This window comes from Lipingzhangella halophila (genome assembly GCF_014203805.1).
Taxonomy (GTDB): domain Bacteria; phylum Actinomycetota; class Actinomycetes; order Streptosporangiales; family Streptosporangiaceae; genus Lipingzhangella; species Lipingzhangella halophila.
The window spans coordinates 4,727,850-4,742,804 of sequence record NZ_JACHJT010000001.1 but is presented as its reverse complement, the minus strand read 5'-3'; the positions used below and the strand labels follow the sequence as shown (position 1 = coordinate 4,742,804).

14 protein-coding genes and 3 tRNA genes are annotated in these 14,955 nt (G+C 70.3%); 12 read left to right on the top strand and 5 right to left on the bottom strand.

Translation table 11 applies throughout. The features are described from left to right. The first annotated feature begins 141 nt into the window (after positions 1-141). The gene (gene cimA / locus F4561_RS21695; protein WP_184581195.1) at positions 142-1,767 is read left to right on the top strand and encodes a citramalate synthase; all 1,626 of its coding nucleotides are present in this window, start codon (positions 142-144) and stop codon (positions 1,765-1,767) included. A gap of 76 nt (positions 1,768-1,843) precedes the next feature. Here the strand turns inward: cimA and F4561_RS21690 are convergent, their stop codons facing one another. The 3 genes from F4561_RS21690 to F4561_RS21680 form a co-directional block, all read right to left on the bottom strand. Beyond that, on the bottom strand, positions 1,844-2,644 hold the full coding sequence (locus tag F4561_RS21690) for a DUF3152 domain-containing protein (RefSeq protein ID WP_312885429.1): 801 nt from the start codon (positions 2,642-2,644) through the stop codon (positions 1,844-1,846). A 137-nt stretch (positions 2,645-2,781) separates the two neighbouring features. Next, on the bottom strand, positions 2,782-3,159 hold the full coding sequence (locus F4561_RS21685) for an antibiotic biosynthesis monooxygenase family protein (protein ID WP_184581194.1): 378 nt from the start codon (positions 3,157-3,159) through the stop codon (positions 2,782-2,784). A gap of 359 nt (positions 3,160-3,518) precedes the next feature. Continuing rightward, entirely contained in the window at positions 3,519-5,177 is a 1,659-nt protein-coding gene (locus F4561_RS21680) for a cation:proton antiporter (RefSeq protein ID WP_184581193.1), read from the bottom strand. A 214-nt stretch (positions 5,178-5,391) separates the two neighbouring features. Here F4561_RS21680 and F4561_RS21675 point away from each other — a divergent pair, with 214 nt between their 5' ends. The 8 genes from F4561_RS21675 (at position 5,392) to F4561_RS21640 (ending at position 11,109) form a co-directional block, all read left to right on the top strand. Continuing rightward, entirely contained in the window at positions 5,392-6,501 is a 1,110-nt protein-coding gene (locus F4561_RS21675) for an MFS transporter (RefSeq protein WP_312885428.1), read from the top strand. Between the two features lie 343 nt (positions 6,502-6,844). After that, positions 6,845-7,246: a DUF2267 domain-containing protein gene (locus F4561_RS21670; protein ID WP_184581192.1), complete on the top strand. Its 402-nt coding sequence runs from the start codon at positions 6,845-6,847 to the stop codon at positions 7,244-7,246. 64 nt (positions 7,247-7,310) lie between these two features. Continuing rightward, complete coding sequence (locus F4561_RS21665; RefSeq protein ID WP_184581191.1) at positions 7,311-8,021, top strand: DUF2267 domain-containing protein; 711 nt, start codon at positions 7,311-7,313, stop codon at positions 8,019-8,021. Positions 8,022-8,241: 220 nt separating this feature from the next. Beyond that, positions 8,242-9,039, top strand: a complete 798-nt coding sequence (locus tag F4561_RS21660) for a fumarylacetoacetate hydrolase family protein (RefSeq protein ID WP_184581190.1) — start codon at positions 8,242-8,244, stop codon at positions 9,037-9,039. Positions 9,040-9,120: 81 nt separating this feature from the next. Next, a complete protein-coding gene (gene gltX, locus F4561_RS21655; protein ID WP_184581189.1) occupies positions 9,121-10,575 on the top strand; it encodes a glutamate--tRNA ligase in 1,455 nt (484 codons plus the stop codon). Between the two features lie 117 nt (positions 10,576-10,692). Beyond that, positions 10,693-10,764, top strand: a tRNA-Gln gene (locus F4561_RS21650). Between the two features lie 77 nt (positions 10,765-10,841). Next, positions 10,842-10,914, top strand: a tRNA-Glu gene (locus tag F4561_RS21645). A gap of 122 nt (positions 10,915-11,036) precedes the next feature. Then, a tRNA-Glu gene (locus F4561_RS21640) sits at positions 11,037-11,109 on the top strand. A 124-nt stretch (positions 11,110-11,233) separates the two neighbouring features. On the opposite strand, the gene F4561_RS21635 is transcribed toward F4561_RS21640, so the two are convergent. Next, positions 11,234-11,926: a hypothetical protein gene (locus F4561_RS21635; RefSeq protein WP_184581188.1), complete on the bottom strand. Its 693-nt coding sequence runs from the start codon at positions 11,924-11,926 to the stop codon at positions 11,234-11,236. 97 nt (positions 11,927-12,023) lie between these two features. On the opposite strand from F4561_RS21635, the gene F4561_RS21630 reads away from it, so the two are divergent. Next, positions 12,024-12,359, top strand: coding sequence for a hypothetical protein (locus tag F4561_RS21630; RefSeq protein ID WP_184581187.1), 336 nt, complete (start codon positions 12,024-12,026; stop codon positions 12,357-12,359). A 38-nt stretch (positions 12,360-12,397) separates the two neighbouring features. On the opposite strand, the gene F4561_RS21625 is transcribed toward F4561_RS21630, so the two are convergent. Further along, positions 12,398-13,039, bottom strand: a complete 642-nt coding sequence (locus tag F4561_RS21625) for a MerR family transcriptional regulator (RefSeq protein ID WP_184581186.1) — start codon at positions 13,037-13,039, stop codon at positions 12,398-12,400. Between the two features lie 77 nt (positions 13,040-13,116). On the opposite strand from F4561_RS21625, the gene F4561_RS21620 reads away from it, so the two are divergent. After that, positions 13,117-13,605: a monooxygenase family protein gene (locus F4561_RS21620; RefSeq protein ID WP_184581185.1), complete on the top strand. Its 489-nt coding sequence runs from the start codon at positions 13,117-13,119 to the stop codon at positions 13,603-13,605. 74 nt (positions 13,606-13,679) lie between these two features. After that, entirely contained in the window at positions 13,680-14,807 is a 1,128-nt protein-coding gene (locus F4561_RS21615; RefSeq protein ID WP_184581184.1) for a PQQ-dependent sugar dehydrogenase, read from the top strand. Positions 14,808-14,955: the final 148 nt, after the last annotated feature.

Here is a 14,955-nt window from a genome sequence, read left to right as displayed (position 1 = left end):
CTCAGCTGATCATTATCGTGAGGCGCGCTGGCTAAAACGGACCTCGCCAGCGCGCTGACCTCTCGTGTCCACGAGGGGTCTTTTTTATTGCCGCTGGCGGGACCGCACGATCACGCGACGCGTTCATTCCGGGAGCTTCCCATGCCAGACGACAGTTTCCACGTCTTCGACACGACCCTGCGCGATGGCGCGCAGCGCGAAGGTGTCACTCTCACCATCGCGGACAAGCTCGCCATCGCGAAGCTGCTCGACGAGTTCGGCGTCGGGTTCATCGAGGGCGGCTGGCCGGGAGCCAACCCCAAGGACACCGAGTTCTTTCAGCGGGCTTCACAAGAGCTGCCGCTGAAGCACGCGCAACTCACCGCGTTCGGCGCGACCCGCCGGGCCGGTGTGCGGGCCGCCGACGACCCTCAGGTGGCCGCTTTGCGCGACTCCGGTGCGCCGGTCGTCACTCTTGTCGCCAAGAGTGACGTCCGGCACGTCGAGCAGGCCCTGCGCACCACCCCCGAAGAGAACCTGGAGATGGTCGCCGACACCATCTCCCACCTGCGCGAGAGCGGGCAGCGGGTGTTCCTCGACTGCGAGCACTTCTTCGACGGCTACCGCTACGACCCCGAGTACGCGGTCAGCGTGGTGCGGACCGCCGCCGACGCGGGGGTCGACGTGGTCGTCCTCTGCGACACCAACGGCGGCATGCTTCCGGCGGACATCACCGCGGTCATCGCGGAACTGCGGGAGCGCACCGACGTCCGGCTCGGGATGCACGCCCAGGACGACAGCGGCTGCGCGGTGGCCAACACGCTCGCCGCCGTCGACGCCGGCGCAACCCACGTGCAGTGCACCGCCAACGGCTACGGCGAGCGCGTGGGCAACGCGAACCTGTTCACGGTGGTCGGGGATCTCGCCCTCAAGTACGGCCGCGACATCCTGCCCGACGACTGCCTGCGGGAGGCGACCCGGGTCTCGCTGGCCATCGCGGAGATCGTGAACATCGCCCCGGCCACCCACCAGCCCTACGTGGGGATCTCGGCGTTCGCGCACAAGGCCGGGCTGCACGCCTCGGCGATCAAGGTCGACCCCGACCTGTACCAGCACACGGACCCCACGCTCGTGGGCAACGACATGCGGATGCTGGTCTCCGACATGGCCGGCCGCGCCTCGATCGAGCTGAAGGCCAAGGAACTCGGGCTCGACCTCGGTGATGACCGCGAGGCCGTCGGCCGGGTGGTGGACCGGGTGAAGTCCCTGGAACAGGCCGGGTACAGCTTCGAGGCGGCCGACGCGTCGCTGGAGCTGCTGCTGCGCGAGGAGCTCGGCCGGCAGGTGCGCTACTTCGAGACGGAGTCCTGGCGGGTTATCGCGGAGCGTTCCCCCACGGACGCCGGTGCCGCCCGGCCCGCCCTCTTCACGTCGCAGGAGAGCGAGGCGGTCAGCGAGGCCACCGTCAAGCTGTACGTCAAGGGCGAGCGGGTGATCGCGACCGCTGAGGGCAACGGCCCGGTCAACGCGCTGGACCGTGCGCTGCGCAGCGCTGTCGAGGGCGTGTACACGGCGCTTGCCAGCCTGTCCCTCACCGACTACAAGGTCCGCATCCTCGAAGGCGGGACGGGAACCGGCGCCATCACCCGCATCCTGGTCACGTTCAGCGACGGCCGCTCCGAGTGGACCACGGTCGGGGTCGGCGAGAACGTCATCGACGCGTCGTGGATCGCGCTGGAGCAGGCGGTGTCCTACGGCCTGCTGATGCAGGGCTACCCGGCTCCCTGACCCTGGGCGGCGCCCGACCAGGCGAGCGGCAGCGAGCCAGGAGAATACAGTCGGGCGCCGCAACCCCGAAGACTGCCTACGGGTTCACCCACCCGTTGGGTTCGCAGCCGTCCAGGCCGAACGTCTGCTGTTGCATGATCGGGGCCGGCTCTCCAGGTTCCGGGCAGTCAACGTGGTTGTGCCCGAGGACGTGGCCGACTTCGTGGTTGACGACGTAGATGCGGTAGGTCTCCAGGTCGCCGTTGAAGTGCTCGACCCCGCTGACCCAGCGGTTCTGGTTGATGATCGCCTGTTGCCCGGTGGAGCAGGAGACGCGGCCGTTGGTCTGCAGGGGCGCGCACAGGGAGTCGACGGTCTCGGGCGCCGCCAGGGTGACCGTGAAGTCCGCCTCGTCCCGGGAGGCCACGCGCGCGAACGATAGCTCGCCGTCGCCGCCCCAGCTCCGTTCGTCGGCGAGGATGATCTCGACGGCGTCGGCGAAGTCGCCGGGTTTGCCCGGGAGGCCCTTCTCGACCTCGACCACGTAGCGCATCGTGGGTCCGTCGCCGGACGCCTCGCTCTCGCCCTCGACCACCTCCATGTCGCCGCTGGCGCTGTCGGCCTCGTCGACGACGGAGCGCCGCAGAACCGGCGGTTCCTCCTCGTCAGGGGAGGAGCCGCCGTTCGCTTCGGAGGCGGCGTCGGGTGCCGAGAGCTCGGTGCGGTCGTCGTCCTCTGTTTCCGTGCCGGGCTCGTTCTCGGCCGGGGGGAGAGTGGTGATCAGGACGAGTTCCATGAGGACAGTGAGGCAGCCGAGAAGGATCAGCGGGTATCGGCGCCGGCGCCGGTGCTTGGGACGGCGATGGGCGCGCGCGGGGCGCCGTTTGGCGGTCGACACGTGCTCAGGACCCTTTCAGCGCCGGTGCTCGGGTGCGCCCACGGCATCCGGGACAGGCGGGGCGGTCCGGGACGCGCTGTCCGCGTGCCCGCCGGGACGGGCCGTGACGCGGGAGCCGGCCGGCCGGTACGGATACCTCACTCGTCGGCCTTGACGTGCTGGATGACCTCGTAGCCCCACTGCTCGCTGGCAGTCGCCGCGGGACCGCCGTGCCCGCCACCGTGGCCATGGCCGTGCCCGTGCTCGCCGGCGTCCTCCCGGCCCGCGTCGGCCGCCGCCTTGGCGTGGCCCTTCTGGAAGGCGGTGCTCTGCAGCCAGTTCTGGAAGTCCTCCTCGGAGCGCCAGCGCGTGTACACGAGATAGCGGTTGGTGCCCTCGACCGGGCGGAGCAACTGGAACTCCCGGAACCCGGGCTGCCCCTCGACGAGTCCCGAGCGGTTGGCGAACCGCTCCTCCAGAGTGGCCCGTTCATCCTCAGGGACCGTCAGTACGTTGAACTTCACCACTTCGCCCACAGGGCGCCTCCTCGTCGTCGGGTCCGTGTCTTCGGTCGTGCTTCGTGCATCATGGGGGTTCGCGGGTGCCCGCACGGTGTTCGCCGCGCCGGTTCGCCCGAACAGTCATCCAGGATCCTCGCCACGAGCCCGGTTGTGTATGCCGTCGGCGGTCGCCCGGCCCTCGCTGCGGCACACCCGCCGGGTGGCCCGAGTGGGGAGTTGGCCGCTCGTTGACCCGTAACGAAACACTCCCTCGGCCCGGCTCCGAGCCCCAGTGTGCTACATGCGCGGGCCGGATGCTGTGTGGCGGTTCTGCCACGTGTCACGGCAGTGTGCGCTGGTTCGATGGGTGCCGCAACAGCAGTTCGCCGCGGTCCTCATTGGTCGCTGTCGCGGTCCGGATCCTCTGCGGAGGCTACTTCGTTGGAGATCAGCGCAAGAGTGCTGGCGGCCGCCGCGGAGAATGGTTCGAGCACGATGTCGGCCCCGGCGGCGCGCAGCAGCTCCGCGTCACGCGGGGTGTGCGCGGTCAGCGCGACCCGGCCCCGGAACTGGTGGTGGCGCAGCGCGTGCAGCAGCGCGCGGTTCGTCTCGATGTTCGGAATGGTGCTGGCCACCAGGTGCGCGCTGGCCAGCGGCAGGGTATCCAGGAAGTCGAGGTCCTCGGCGCTGCCGAACACGGTGGTCACGCCCGCGCGGTCGCTTTCGGCGACACGTTGCGGGTCGTAGTCGACCGCCAGCACGCGGTGCCCGGTGGCGGCGAGACGGTCGGCCACCTGCCCACCGAAGCGGCCGAGTCCGTACAGGATCACGTCGATGCCGGCTTCCGCGCCTGCGGTGGTGTCGCACGCCCCGGAGCGTTCGAGCGGAGCCAGCACACGCTCCACGCACCGGTATATCTGGTGCGAGTACTGGATCAGGTAGGTCGACCCGCCGATGGTGATCAACCCGACAACCGTGATCAGGCTGACGGTCGCGGTGCCGATGTGGCCGAGGGTGAACCCGAGCGCCGCGAGGATCAGGGAGAACTCGCTGATCTGGGCGACGGTCAGGCCGGCGAGGAAGCCGACACGCACCGGGTAGCGCATCGCCGCCATGATGAGCAGGACGATTATCGGGTTGCCGACCAGGACGAACACCGAGAGCACTGCGGCATCGAGGAACTGCCGGGCGGCGTCGGCGAACTCCAGCTGGGCGCCGAGGTTGAGGAAGAAGAACAGCAGCAGGAAGTCGCGCAGGCTCACCAGGCGGGCACCCAGCGCATCGCGGTAGGTGGTGGTGGCCAGCGACACCCCGGCGAGGAACGCGCCCACCTCGGAGCTGAACCCGAACCACTCGCTGAGCGCGGCGACCGAGACCGCGTAGGCGACCCCGAACAGCACCAGCAGTTCCTGGGAGCGTGCGATGTAGTGCAGCAGCCACGGCAGCACGAACCGCGTCGCCAGCGCGATCCCGGCCAGCAGCCCAATCCCGGTACCCAGCACCGTCGCGATCTCCCAGACGATGCTGTCCTCCGACGCCGGGCGCCCGAACGCGGTCAGCCCGATCATCACCAGCACGACAACGATGTCCTGCACGATGAGGAAGCCCACAGCGACGCGGCCGTGGAGCTCGTCAAGCTCCCGCTTGTCGGAGAGGAGCTTGACGATGATGATCGTGGACGAGAACGTCAGCGCGATCGCCACGTAGGTCGCGGTCATCGGCTCCATGCCGAGACCGCGTGCGATGAGGTAGCCGATCGCCGAGGTGAACACGACCTGGCCGAGGCCGGTGGCCAGCGCGATGGGGCCGGTGCTGCGGATCAGGTGCAGGTCCAGCCGCAGACCGACGAGGAACAGCAGGACCGCGATCCCCAGGCGGGCGAGGAGGTCGAACTCGCTGCTGCCGGACACCCAGTCGAATCCCACCGGCCCGACCAGGATCCCCACGCCGATGAAGGCGACGATCAGCGGTTGGCGCAGGAAGCCGGAGGCCAGCCCGGCGGCCGCGGCGGTGGCGAGGACCGCAGCGAAGAGCCCGAAGTCGTGCGCGCCCATGTGTAACTTCGATCAAAGCAGCCCAAAGGTGTCTTGGCCAGTAGAAACGCGGCCTGTCGGGCGCGCGGCCGATGCGCTGTCGAAGGGTCCGCGAAATCCGTGGCGTGTGCCCGGCGGCCGGCGTAGGATCGCGCGTATGCGGAAACGACATTGATCGACACCTGAGTCACGGATCACGCGCGGGCTCTACGCCTACGCGTTTCTTGAGGACCTCGTGCTCCTCTACCCGGTGTACGCGCTGCTGTTCGCGGACACCGGGCTCTCACCCGCCGAGATCTCCTCGCTGTTCATCCTCTGGTCGGTCACGACCTTCGTGTTCGAGATCCCGTTCGGGCTGCTCGCCGACCGGTTCTCGCGCCGGTACCTCGTTGTGGCGGCGCCCCTCTGCACCGCCGCCGGGTTCGCGTTGTGGACGTTCCTGCCCTCCTACCCCTCGTTCGCGGTGGGCTTCGTGCTGTGGGGGGCCGGCGGTTCCCTGAGTTCGGGCGCGCTCGAAGCGCTGGTATACGAGGCTCTTGAACGGGTCGGCGCGCATGGCGCGTTCGCGCGTGTCATCGGCCGCGCCCGTGCGTTGGGGCCGGCCGCGGCCATGGTGGCCACCGCGCTGGCGGCGCCCACCCTCGCGGTGGGCGGTTACCTGGCGGTGGGAGTCGCGAGCGTCGCCGTGACCCTGCTCCGCGTCCCGGTGGCGTGGTCGATGCCGGAGTCGCGCGGCTCCGCTGAGCCGGACGGGGACGGTCTCGTCGGGGTGCTGCGCGCCGGCGCGGCCGAGGTACGGCGGTCGCCGCGGGTGCGCGGCGCGATCCTGCTCATCGCGGTACTTTCGGGCTTCGACGCGCTGGAGGAGTACACCCCACTGCTCGCGCACTCCACCGGTGTCCCCGTCTCCGCGGTCCCACTGCTGGAGCTGCTGGTTATGGCCGGTATGGCGGTGGGCGGCTGGCTGGCGGGGCGGGCGACGCCCTGGAGCGGGCCCTTGCTGGCGCTTGGCGCGGTCCTGCTGGTCGCCGGCGCGATAAGCGGGCACGCGGCGGGCATGGTGCTGGTGGCCGCGGCGTTCGGCATCTTCCGATGGGCGAGCGTGAACGCCGAAGCCCGCCTCCAAGACCTGGTCTCGAACCGCTCCCGGGCCACCGTGACGTCGGCCGCGGGGTTCGGCGTGGAGGTGGTCGCCGTCCTCGTGTTCGCCGGCTACGCGCTGGGCTCCACCTGGGCCGGCCCGGGTCCGCTGTTCGCCGTGGCCGCGGTGCCCTACCTGGTCGTCGCCCCGGTGATGTGGCGAGCGTGGCGCACCGGCGGGCGGGGACCGCGGACCGCGCGCTGATCCGGTGCGAGACCGCCGCCGTTTTCGCCGGGTATGGTGTTCTGCTTAGGATTAGTGCAGTCTGCGGACCTTTCCCGTGTCCCGAGCGGACGCGGCCGGTACAGGCGCCCCCAGAGTCCCCTCCCACTCTGGGGGCGCCCCTTTTTCTCCTGCCCTGCCCAGAGCTTCGGCGGGTGGGAGCGCCGCGTGCCTGCACGACCCTGGCCGGCGATGCATAGCGGGCACCGCACGTGGTAGCCGACCCAGTAAGGGGCCTGGTCAGCGGCGGACTACGACGCCGCTGGAACGGTGGTGGGCGCGCCCCACCGCCGGCGATGCCATGGCGGGGAACCAGGGGGAGGATATGCAGCACGACATCTTTATCGGACAGGTTCAGGCACGCGGCCGCCTCGACAGCAGGGGAGCCGCCGAGTCCGCGACCCGCGCGACACTGGAGACGCTGGCCGAACGGCTGCCACCGGACCTGGCCGAGGATCTGGCGGCCCAGCTTCCGGTGGAGATCGGCGAGCACGTGCGCCGGGTGACGGCCGATCCCACCTCCGACCACGCGGCCCGTTTCGGCCAGGGCGAGTTCGTCGCCCGGCTCAGTGAGCGGGCGTACACCGACGAGCCCGAGGCCGCCCATCTGGCCCGCGTGGTCTTCGAGCTGCTCGACGAGGCCACCACCGGCGGAATCATGACCAAGGTCCGCAACAGCCTGCCCGACGACCTGCGCGAGTTCTCGCGCGCCGGCAGCAGCGACTGATGGTCCGAAGCCGCGGACAGCGCGATAGCCGACGAGTACGAAGCCGCGGAAAGGCAGGGCGGGGATGATCGCACACCAGGAGCTTGTCGACCGCGTGGCAGCGCGCGAAGGGATCTCCGGCGCCGACGACGCCCGCCAGGCGGTGCAGTCCGTTCTCACCGTCCTGGCTCCCCACGTGGGCTCGCAGGTGCGGGCCAGGCTCGCCGAGACCCTGCCCGCCTCGCTGGTCACCATCCCTGAGGGCGACCGTCCGGGGGCGGCCGCCGAGTCCGGAGACCTCGCCTTGGAGGTGGCGCGCGCGATGGACTGCCCGCCGGAGCGAGGGCTGCATCTGGCGCGTCTGGTGCTCTCCGAGATCGGTGACGCCGCACCGGATCTCGGCGCGGAGCTCGCCAAGGCGCTTCCGGAGGAGCTCGCGGAGTGGGCTGGCGACCCGGTCGGCGCGGCCGGCCGCGCCGACGCGGGGGCAACAGGGGCGCCGAGCCGGCTCGACAGCCAGACCGTGCGCACCGTTCTGGACCGGATGCCGGAGTGGGACGGCGACACGAGCGGGCTCACGCGCGTGGTGCGGGTGCCGCAGGATCGGCTGCCTCCGTTGGAGGGCCGCGTCGACCGCGTTGGGCGCGAGTTGGGACACCCGGCGCACCGCGAGCGCGTTGCCGGCGGTGTCACCTTCACGGTGCGCACCGCGTCCGTGGGTGCGGTGACGACGCGCGACGTCGAGTTGGCCGAGCGGATCGAACAGGCGATCGCGGAGGTCGGCTCGGGCGGCTGATCCCGTGCCGTCCTCGCTGGCCCGGCGCGGGTGGCCGGATACGGCCCCCCGCGCCGGACGCCTGCGGCGCCGCGGCGCCGTGTCCGCGGTGTCGTCCGCGCCCGCGTCGCACGGCCGGAACCCGCCCGCCGGAGATCCCGGTACCCGTGCGCTGGCTCGGTGCTTCCTCGCTAGGCTTGGCTGCGAACGCAAGCCGTGTGGACCGTGAGGTAGGAGAGCTTTGCGCATCGCGAGATTCTCGTCGGGTGAGGACGTCGGCTTCGGCCTGATCGACGTGGAGGAGGGCGGCCAGGAGTACGTCTCTCGGATGAGCGGGCATCCGCTGCTCGGGAACGTTCAGCTCACCGGAGAACGGGCCAAGCTGGAGGACGTCCGACTGCTGTCACCCGTGCTGCCGAGCAAGGTGGTGTGCATCGGGAAGAACTACGCGGACCACATCGCCGAGATGGCCGCGGTCACCGGTGAGCCCTCCGACGCCCCGGTCGTCTTCCTCAAGCCCTCGACCGCGGTCGCCGGCCCCGGCGATCCTGTGTTCTACCCGCCGATCTCGGAACACGTCGACTTTGAAGGGGAGCTGGCCATCGTCATCGGCCGCGTGTGCCGGGAGGTCCCGCGCGAGCGCGCGAAGGACGTCATTTTCGGCTACACCTGTGCCAACGATGTCACCGCGCGCGACCTGCAGCAGACCGATAAGCAGTGGACCCGGGCCAAGGGATTCGACTCCTTCTGCCCCATCGGCCCGTGGGTCGAGACCGGGCTGAGCCTGGAGGACGCCAGCGACCTCCGGGTAACCACCACGGTCGACGGCGAGGTGCGCCAGGACGGCCGCACGGCGAGCTTCATCCACGACATCCCGGCGATGGTCGCCTACATCACCTCCTTCATGACCCTGCTGCCGGGCGACGTCATCCTCACCGGAACCCCGGCGGGTGTCGGCCCGGTCGATGTGGGCCAGGAGATGACGGTCAGCGTCGAGAAGATCGGCGAGCTGAGCAACCGGGTGGCGACCCGCGACTGACCCCGGCGCCGCCGCGGGGCACGCCCCGACCGGTCGCCGGGTTCTCTCCTACCGTGAGCGTGCCCCAGTAGGCTGGTGAACGTGACTGAGACTCCGATCCGTACCCGGTTTGCCCCGTCCCCCACAGGCATGTTCCATGTCGGTGGTGCCCGCTCCGCGCTGTTCAACTGGGCGCTGGCCCGGCAGAGCGCCGAGGGCAAGTTCGTGCTCCGCGTCGAGGACACCGACGCCGCGCGCAACAAACCCGAGTGGACCGAGGGCATCATCAGCGCCCTGGAATGGCTGGGCATCCACAAGGAGGACCCGCACTTCGAAGGGCCCTACTTCCAGTCCGAGTACGCCGAGAAGCACCACGAGGCCACAGCTTTACTGCACAAGGAAGGGCGCGCCTACTACTGCGACTGCACCCGGGAACAGGTGCAACAGCGGCGCGACAACCCGCACCTGGGCTACGACGGCTTCTGCCGCGACCGCGGCCTGGGGCCCGGTCCGGGGCGGGCGCTGCGGTTCCGGGTGCCCGAAGGCGGGCCGACCGTGGTGGACGACGAGGTCCGCGGCCGCGTGGAGTTCGACAACGCCTCGATCGAGGACTTCGTTATCGCCCGCGCCGACGGTTCCCCGCTGTTTGTACTGGCCAACGTGGTCGACGACGTCGAGATGGGCATCACACACGTCATCCGGGGTGAGGAGCACCTGTCCAATACCCCCAAGCAGCAGTTGCTGTGGCAGGAGCTGGGCCATCAGCCCCCGGTGTGGGCGCACCTGCCGGTGATCGTCAACGAGAAGCGGCAGAAGCTGTCCAAGCGCCGCGACAAGGTGGCCCTGGAGACCTATCAGGACGAGGGCTACCTCCCCGAGGCGATGGTCAACTACCTGATGCTGCTCGGCTGGTCCCCCGGCGACGACCGCGAGATCATGCCGTGGTCCGAGATGGAGGGGCTGTTCCGGGTCTCTGACGTCAACAGTTCGAGCGCGTTCTTCGACGAGCAGAAGCTGCGGGCCTTCAACGGCGAGTACATCCGGTCGCTCAGCGTGGGCGAGTTCGTTGACCGGTGCCGGCCGTGGCTCGCGCCCGAGCACGCGCCGTGGCCCGAGGAGAACTTCGACGAGGAGGTCTTCACCGCGATCGCCCCGCTGGCGCAGAGCCGGGTGGCGGTGCTCAGTGAGATCGTGCCGAATGTCGACTTCCTGTTCCTCCCGGAGCCCGTCGAGGACGAGAAGAGCTGGGCGAAGGCGATGAAGCCGGGTGTGGCGCCGGAGATGCTGGCGGCGGCGCTCGACCGGTTCGCCGACCCCGATCTGCCGTGGGAGGCGGGGGCCCTGAAGGCCGCGCTGGAGGAGGTCGGCACCGGGCTCGGCCTCAAGCTCGGGAAGGCGCAGGCGCCGGTCCGCGTTGCCGTGACCGGGCGGACTGTGGGCCTTCCGCTGTTCGAGTCGTTGGAGCTGCTGGGGCGCGAGCGCGCGCAGGAACGGCTGCGGGCGGCGCTGGCCAAGCTCGCCACCGAGACCGAGTCGGGCGCCGGTTCGGTCTCCTGAGCGTGGGGGCGCTCGCGCTGTGCCGAAACCAGTTCGCGAGCAGTCGCGACGTCCGCTAGAGTAATGGCTGCGCCGAAGGGAGCGGGGCCCAACACGGGACCGGCTTCCGCGTAGCACTGGGGTATGGTGTAATCGGCAGCACGACTGATTCTGGTTCAGTTAGTCTAGGTTCGAGTCCTGGTACCCCAGCAGTGGCACCGGTACGCGTACGGACCGCCACCACGGGTCGGTTGCCGGCCCGGCCGTGCAGTACAAAGCGGTCATAGGCCCCCGTCGTCTAGTGGCCTAGGACGCCGCCCTCTCAAGGCGGTAACGGCGGTTCGAATCCGCTCGGGGGTACGCACAGCGGAAGGTTCCCACTTCGGTGGGAGCCCTTTTCTGGGTAGGGCCACTCCAGTGGCGCGTCGGTCTCCACCCGCAAGGGTGCGGGCGGTTCGCGCCAGGATGCGGCCTCATCGTTGGCCCCCGTCGTCTAGTGGCCTAGGACGCCGCCCTCTCAAGGCGGTAACGGCGGTTCGAATCCGCTCGGGGGTACCGGTTCCCGCTTTCGCGCGGTTCGCGCACCCGCGCCGATCGGCTTTCCAGCGGCGCGGCCCCTCGGTTTCAGCCGCGGGGTTGGCTTTTCCGGACGCTGCGTACCGGTTCGCGGCCCTGGTGGCTATCCCGCCCCGAACTCCGACGGCTCCTGGCGCGCGCGTTCGGCCTCATGCGCCTCGACCACCGCCGTGTTGGCCTCCAGGGCGCTGCGGGCGCGCCGCAGAAGGCGGTTCGTCCAGGGGACACTTGCCAGCCCGAACAGCCAGAACAGTGTGGAGAAGCCCCGGAAGAGCGTCTCCCCGGTGTTCCCGGCGCGCAGCGCGCCCACGAGTAGGCCACCGCACACCAGGAGCATGACCGCGAAGAACACGGTCCGCCAGTCCACATAGTCGCGCCACGACGGCCGCTGGGAAGGCCGCTGCCAACGCAGGTGCTGCTGGGCCTGCCAGGCGGCCAGGCGCGCGGTGTCGGGGTCGTCGGCGGCCGCACCGCGCCGCGCCAGGCGACGGGCCTCCCGCAGTTGGGCGCGGTTGATGGGCGGGCCCTGGGCCGCGAAGAGCGGCGGGGGCGTCAGCCCGCGCAGCATGGACCCGGCGATCACGCCCGTGATGGGGCCGACTACCACGCCGACGAAGACGCCTAGCATCACCCCGCCCGCACTGGTAAGTCCGGAAACGTCGTCCAGGACGAGGAGCAGGCTGGTCCCGGCACCGGACAGCAGCCCAGAGAGCACCCCCACCAGGGCTCCGGCGGCCTTGGGGTGCGTCCTCAGGAACTCCGCGTAGCGCAGGGCGAAGGGGGGTCTGCTGGGCATGGCGAACCTTTCCGCCGTGGGGGAACTCGGGAACCAACCGCGCGGTGCGGGCATCATATTCGGGCGGCGTTCCACGAGTTCCAAGGAGGAACCACCAATGATCCCCGCGCGCTCCGCGCGAGTCGCGTCCCTGGCTCTTCTCGCTGCCGCTGCCCTTGCCCTGACGGGCTGCCAGTACCACTCCCAGTCGTGCAACAACGACGTGTGCACCCTCACCACCAACTCGCAGTACGAGGACGAGTTCAGCAATGGTGACCGCTACGGGGTCCAGGAGATCAGCCCGGGCGAGTCGGCCACGGTGCTGGCCGGTCCGATGGGCAACGAAGCCACCGCGGAGCTCGCCGAGGGCGAGTCCGCCGACCTGGGCGGTTACACGGCCACGGTGGAGGCCATCGAGGAGGACGAGGTCACAGTGGTCTTCGAGCCCCAGTGAACGGGCGGCCCGCGCGGTAGCGGTCCTGTTCGTCCCGGTCAGCACTCCGCGTCAGGATCATGGAAGCGGCGGGCCGACGCGTCCTCCTGGGCCAACCGGTGCAGCGCCAGGACCATCTGGTCCATGAGTGCGGTGATGACCGCCACGTACTCGACCGCCTCCTCGCGCGGTGCGGCCGGATCGATCCGGGTGACGTCGTGGTCGGCCATCGTGCGCGCGGCGGTGGCGTAGACGTCCAGGGTGTGCGGGCCCACCTCGTAGCCGAGGCCCAGCACGGTGGCGATCGCCCGGGTGAGCTGGTGCCGCGCGGGGGAGAAGGGACCGACCCACCAGTCGAGCCGGGCGAGGAGCCCCTCGGTGCGCTGCTGCGCATCCTGCCATTCAGGGTCGTCGGTGGGCGTGGTCTCGGGCGTGAGCGCGTACTGCACGGTGCCCAGCAGGTGATGCAGGTCGACGCCGGTGTCGTCGATGGCGTCCAGGATCGCGCGGACCTTCGCCAGCGGCACGCCGCTTCCCTCCACCAGTGCCCGGATCAGCCGCAGCCGCCGCAGGTGGGTCTCGCTGTAGACGGCCTGCGTCGCGGATGTGGCCTCGCCCTTGGGCAGTAGCCCTTCGCGCAGGTAGTACTTGATCGTCGCGACCGGTACGCCACTGTGCCGGCTCAGTTCGGAAACGCGCACCCGAACCCCCTTTCCATCTGAACTAGATAGTAATACTCTCCAATATTAGAGAGTTGCACTATCCAATTGGAGAAGTCGTGACCGAGATCGAGAATGAGCGCCGCACGGCCGAGCCGCGGGACACCCTTACCGTGTTCCTGCTCGGCGTCCGGGTGAACGCCCTGCTCAAGCCGCGCGTGTGGTGGTGGATCAGCAGAGAGTTCCGGGAGATGGAGCTCGAGCTGCAGGGCCGGCCCGAGCTGGGGCTGCTGCACAGCCGCACGCTCATCGGGGCCCGCGGGATCACGTCGCTGCAGTACTGGCAGAGCACGGAGGCCCTGATGCGCTACGCGCGCGACAGCAGGCACGCGAAGGCCTGGCAGGAGTTCTACCGGCGCCGGGACGGCACGGCGGGAATCTGGCACGAGACCTACGAGATCGGTGTCCCGCAGTCCCCGGACAGCCGGGGCTTTGAGGCCATCTACGCCGACGTCCCCCGCATGGGGCTGGGCAAGGCCCTGGGGACGCGGCCGGTCACCCGGGAGACCCGGCGGGCCGCGGACCGCCTCGCCCGCGCGCCGCGCTGAGATGGTCGGCGGTTCCACCAGGATCCCGTGAACTCCGCTTGATGTGTCTCGTTCCGTTGGGCAAGACTTTGGGCATGCGCTTAGCGCCTCAACGGAACAGGACACCTGGCCCCTTAAGGGCCGCGGCCGCATTGGGCGTGCTCGCCCTTCTCGCGGCGTGCGCGCCTGACGACGCGTCGGACAGCGAACCCACCACCGGGGACGGCGCCTCCCAAGAGGGCGACGCTGCTCCGGGGAGTCCCTCCGACGTCGCCACCGACCTGGCGGTGCCATGGGACTTCGAGTTCCTACCCGGGGGCGGTGCCTTGGCGACCGAACGCGACAGCGCCCGGATTGTCCGGGTCGATCCCGAGGGGGAGGTCAGCGAGGTCGGAACGGTGGACGCGGCCGCGCCCGGCGGCGAGGGCGGGCTGCTCGGGCTGGCGCTCGGGCCCGATTTCGAGTCGGATCCCCACGTGTACGCCTACGCCACCACCGACACTGACAACCGCATTGTCCGCATGCCCTTCGAAGACGGCGAACTCGGCGAGCCCGAGGTGATCATCGAGGGCATCCCGAGCAGCGTTGCCCACGATGGGGGCCGTATCGCCTTCGGCCCCGACGACATGCTCTACGTGGGCACCGGCGACGCCCAGCAAGGCGACCGCGCCCAGGACACCGACTCGCTCGCCGGCAAGATCCTGCGCCTCACCCCCGACGGCGGCGTCCCCGACGACAACCCGTTCGGCAACGAGGTGTACAGCTACGGGCACCGCAACGTGCAGGGTCTGGCCTGGGACAGCGACGGCCAGTTGTTCGGCGTCGAGTTCGGCGCCGACGCCGACGACGAGGTCAACGTGATCGAGCCGGGCGGCAACTACGGCTGGCCCGAGGTCACGGGCGCGCCCGGAAACGAGGACTACCGCGACGCGGCCGTGGTGTGGCAGCCCGCCGAGGCGTCCCCGAGCGGCGCGGCGATCGCTGGCGGGTCGCTGTGGGTCGCCGCGCTGCGCGGCGAGCGGCTCTGGCAGGTTCCGCTGACCGGCGACGCCGACGACCCGGTCGGTGATCCGGTGGACCACTGGGCCGGCGAGTACGGCCGGCTGCGGCACGTCGAGGCGGTCCCGGACAGCGACGAGCTGTGGGTTAGCACGAGCAACCGCGACGGCCGGGGGCAACCTGGCTCGGGCGACGACCGCATCCTGAGCGTCCCCCTGCAGTAGTCCGCGCCATCCGGCCGGCGGATCCGCGGCGACCGGCCCGTGGCCGTGCCACCGGGAGCGAAAAGCGCGGGGTGGGGACCGGACGGTCCCCACCCCCGTGCGGCACCCCCCGCTCGCGAGAGGCGCGCCCCGGCTGCCACTCGCGCGG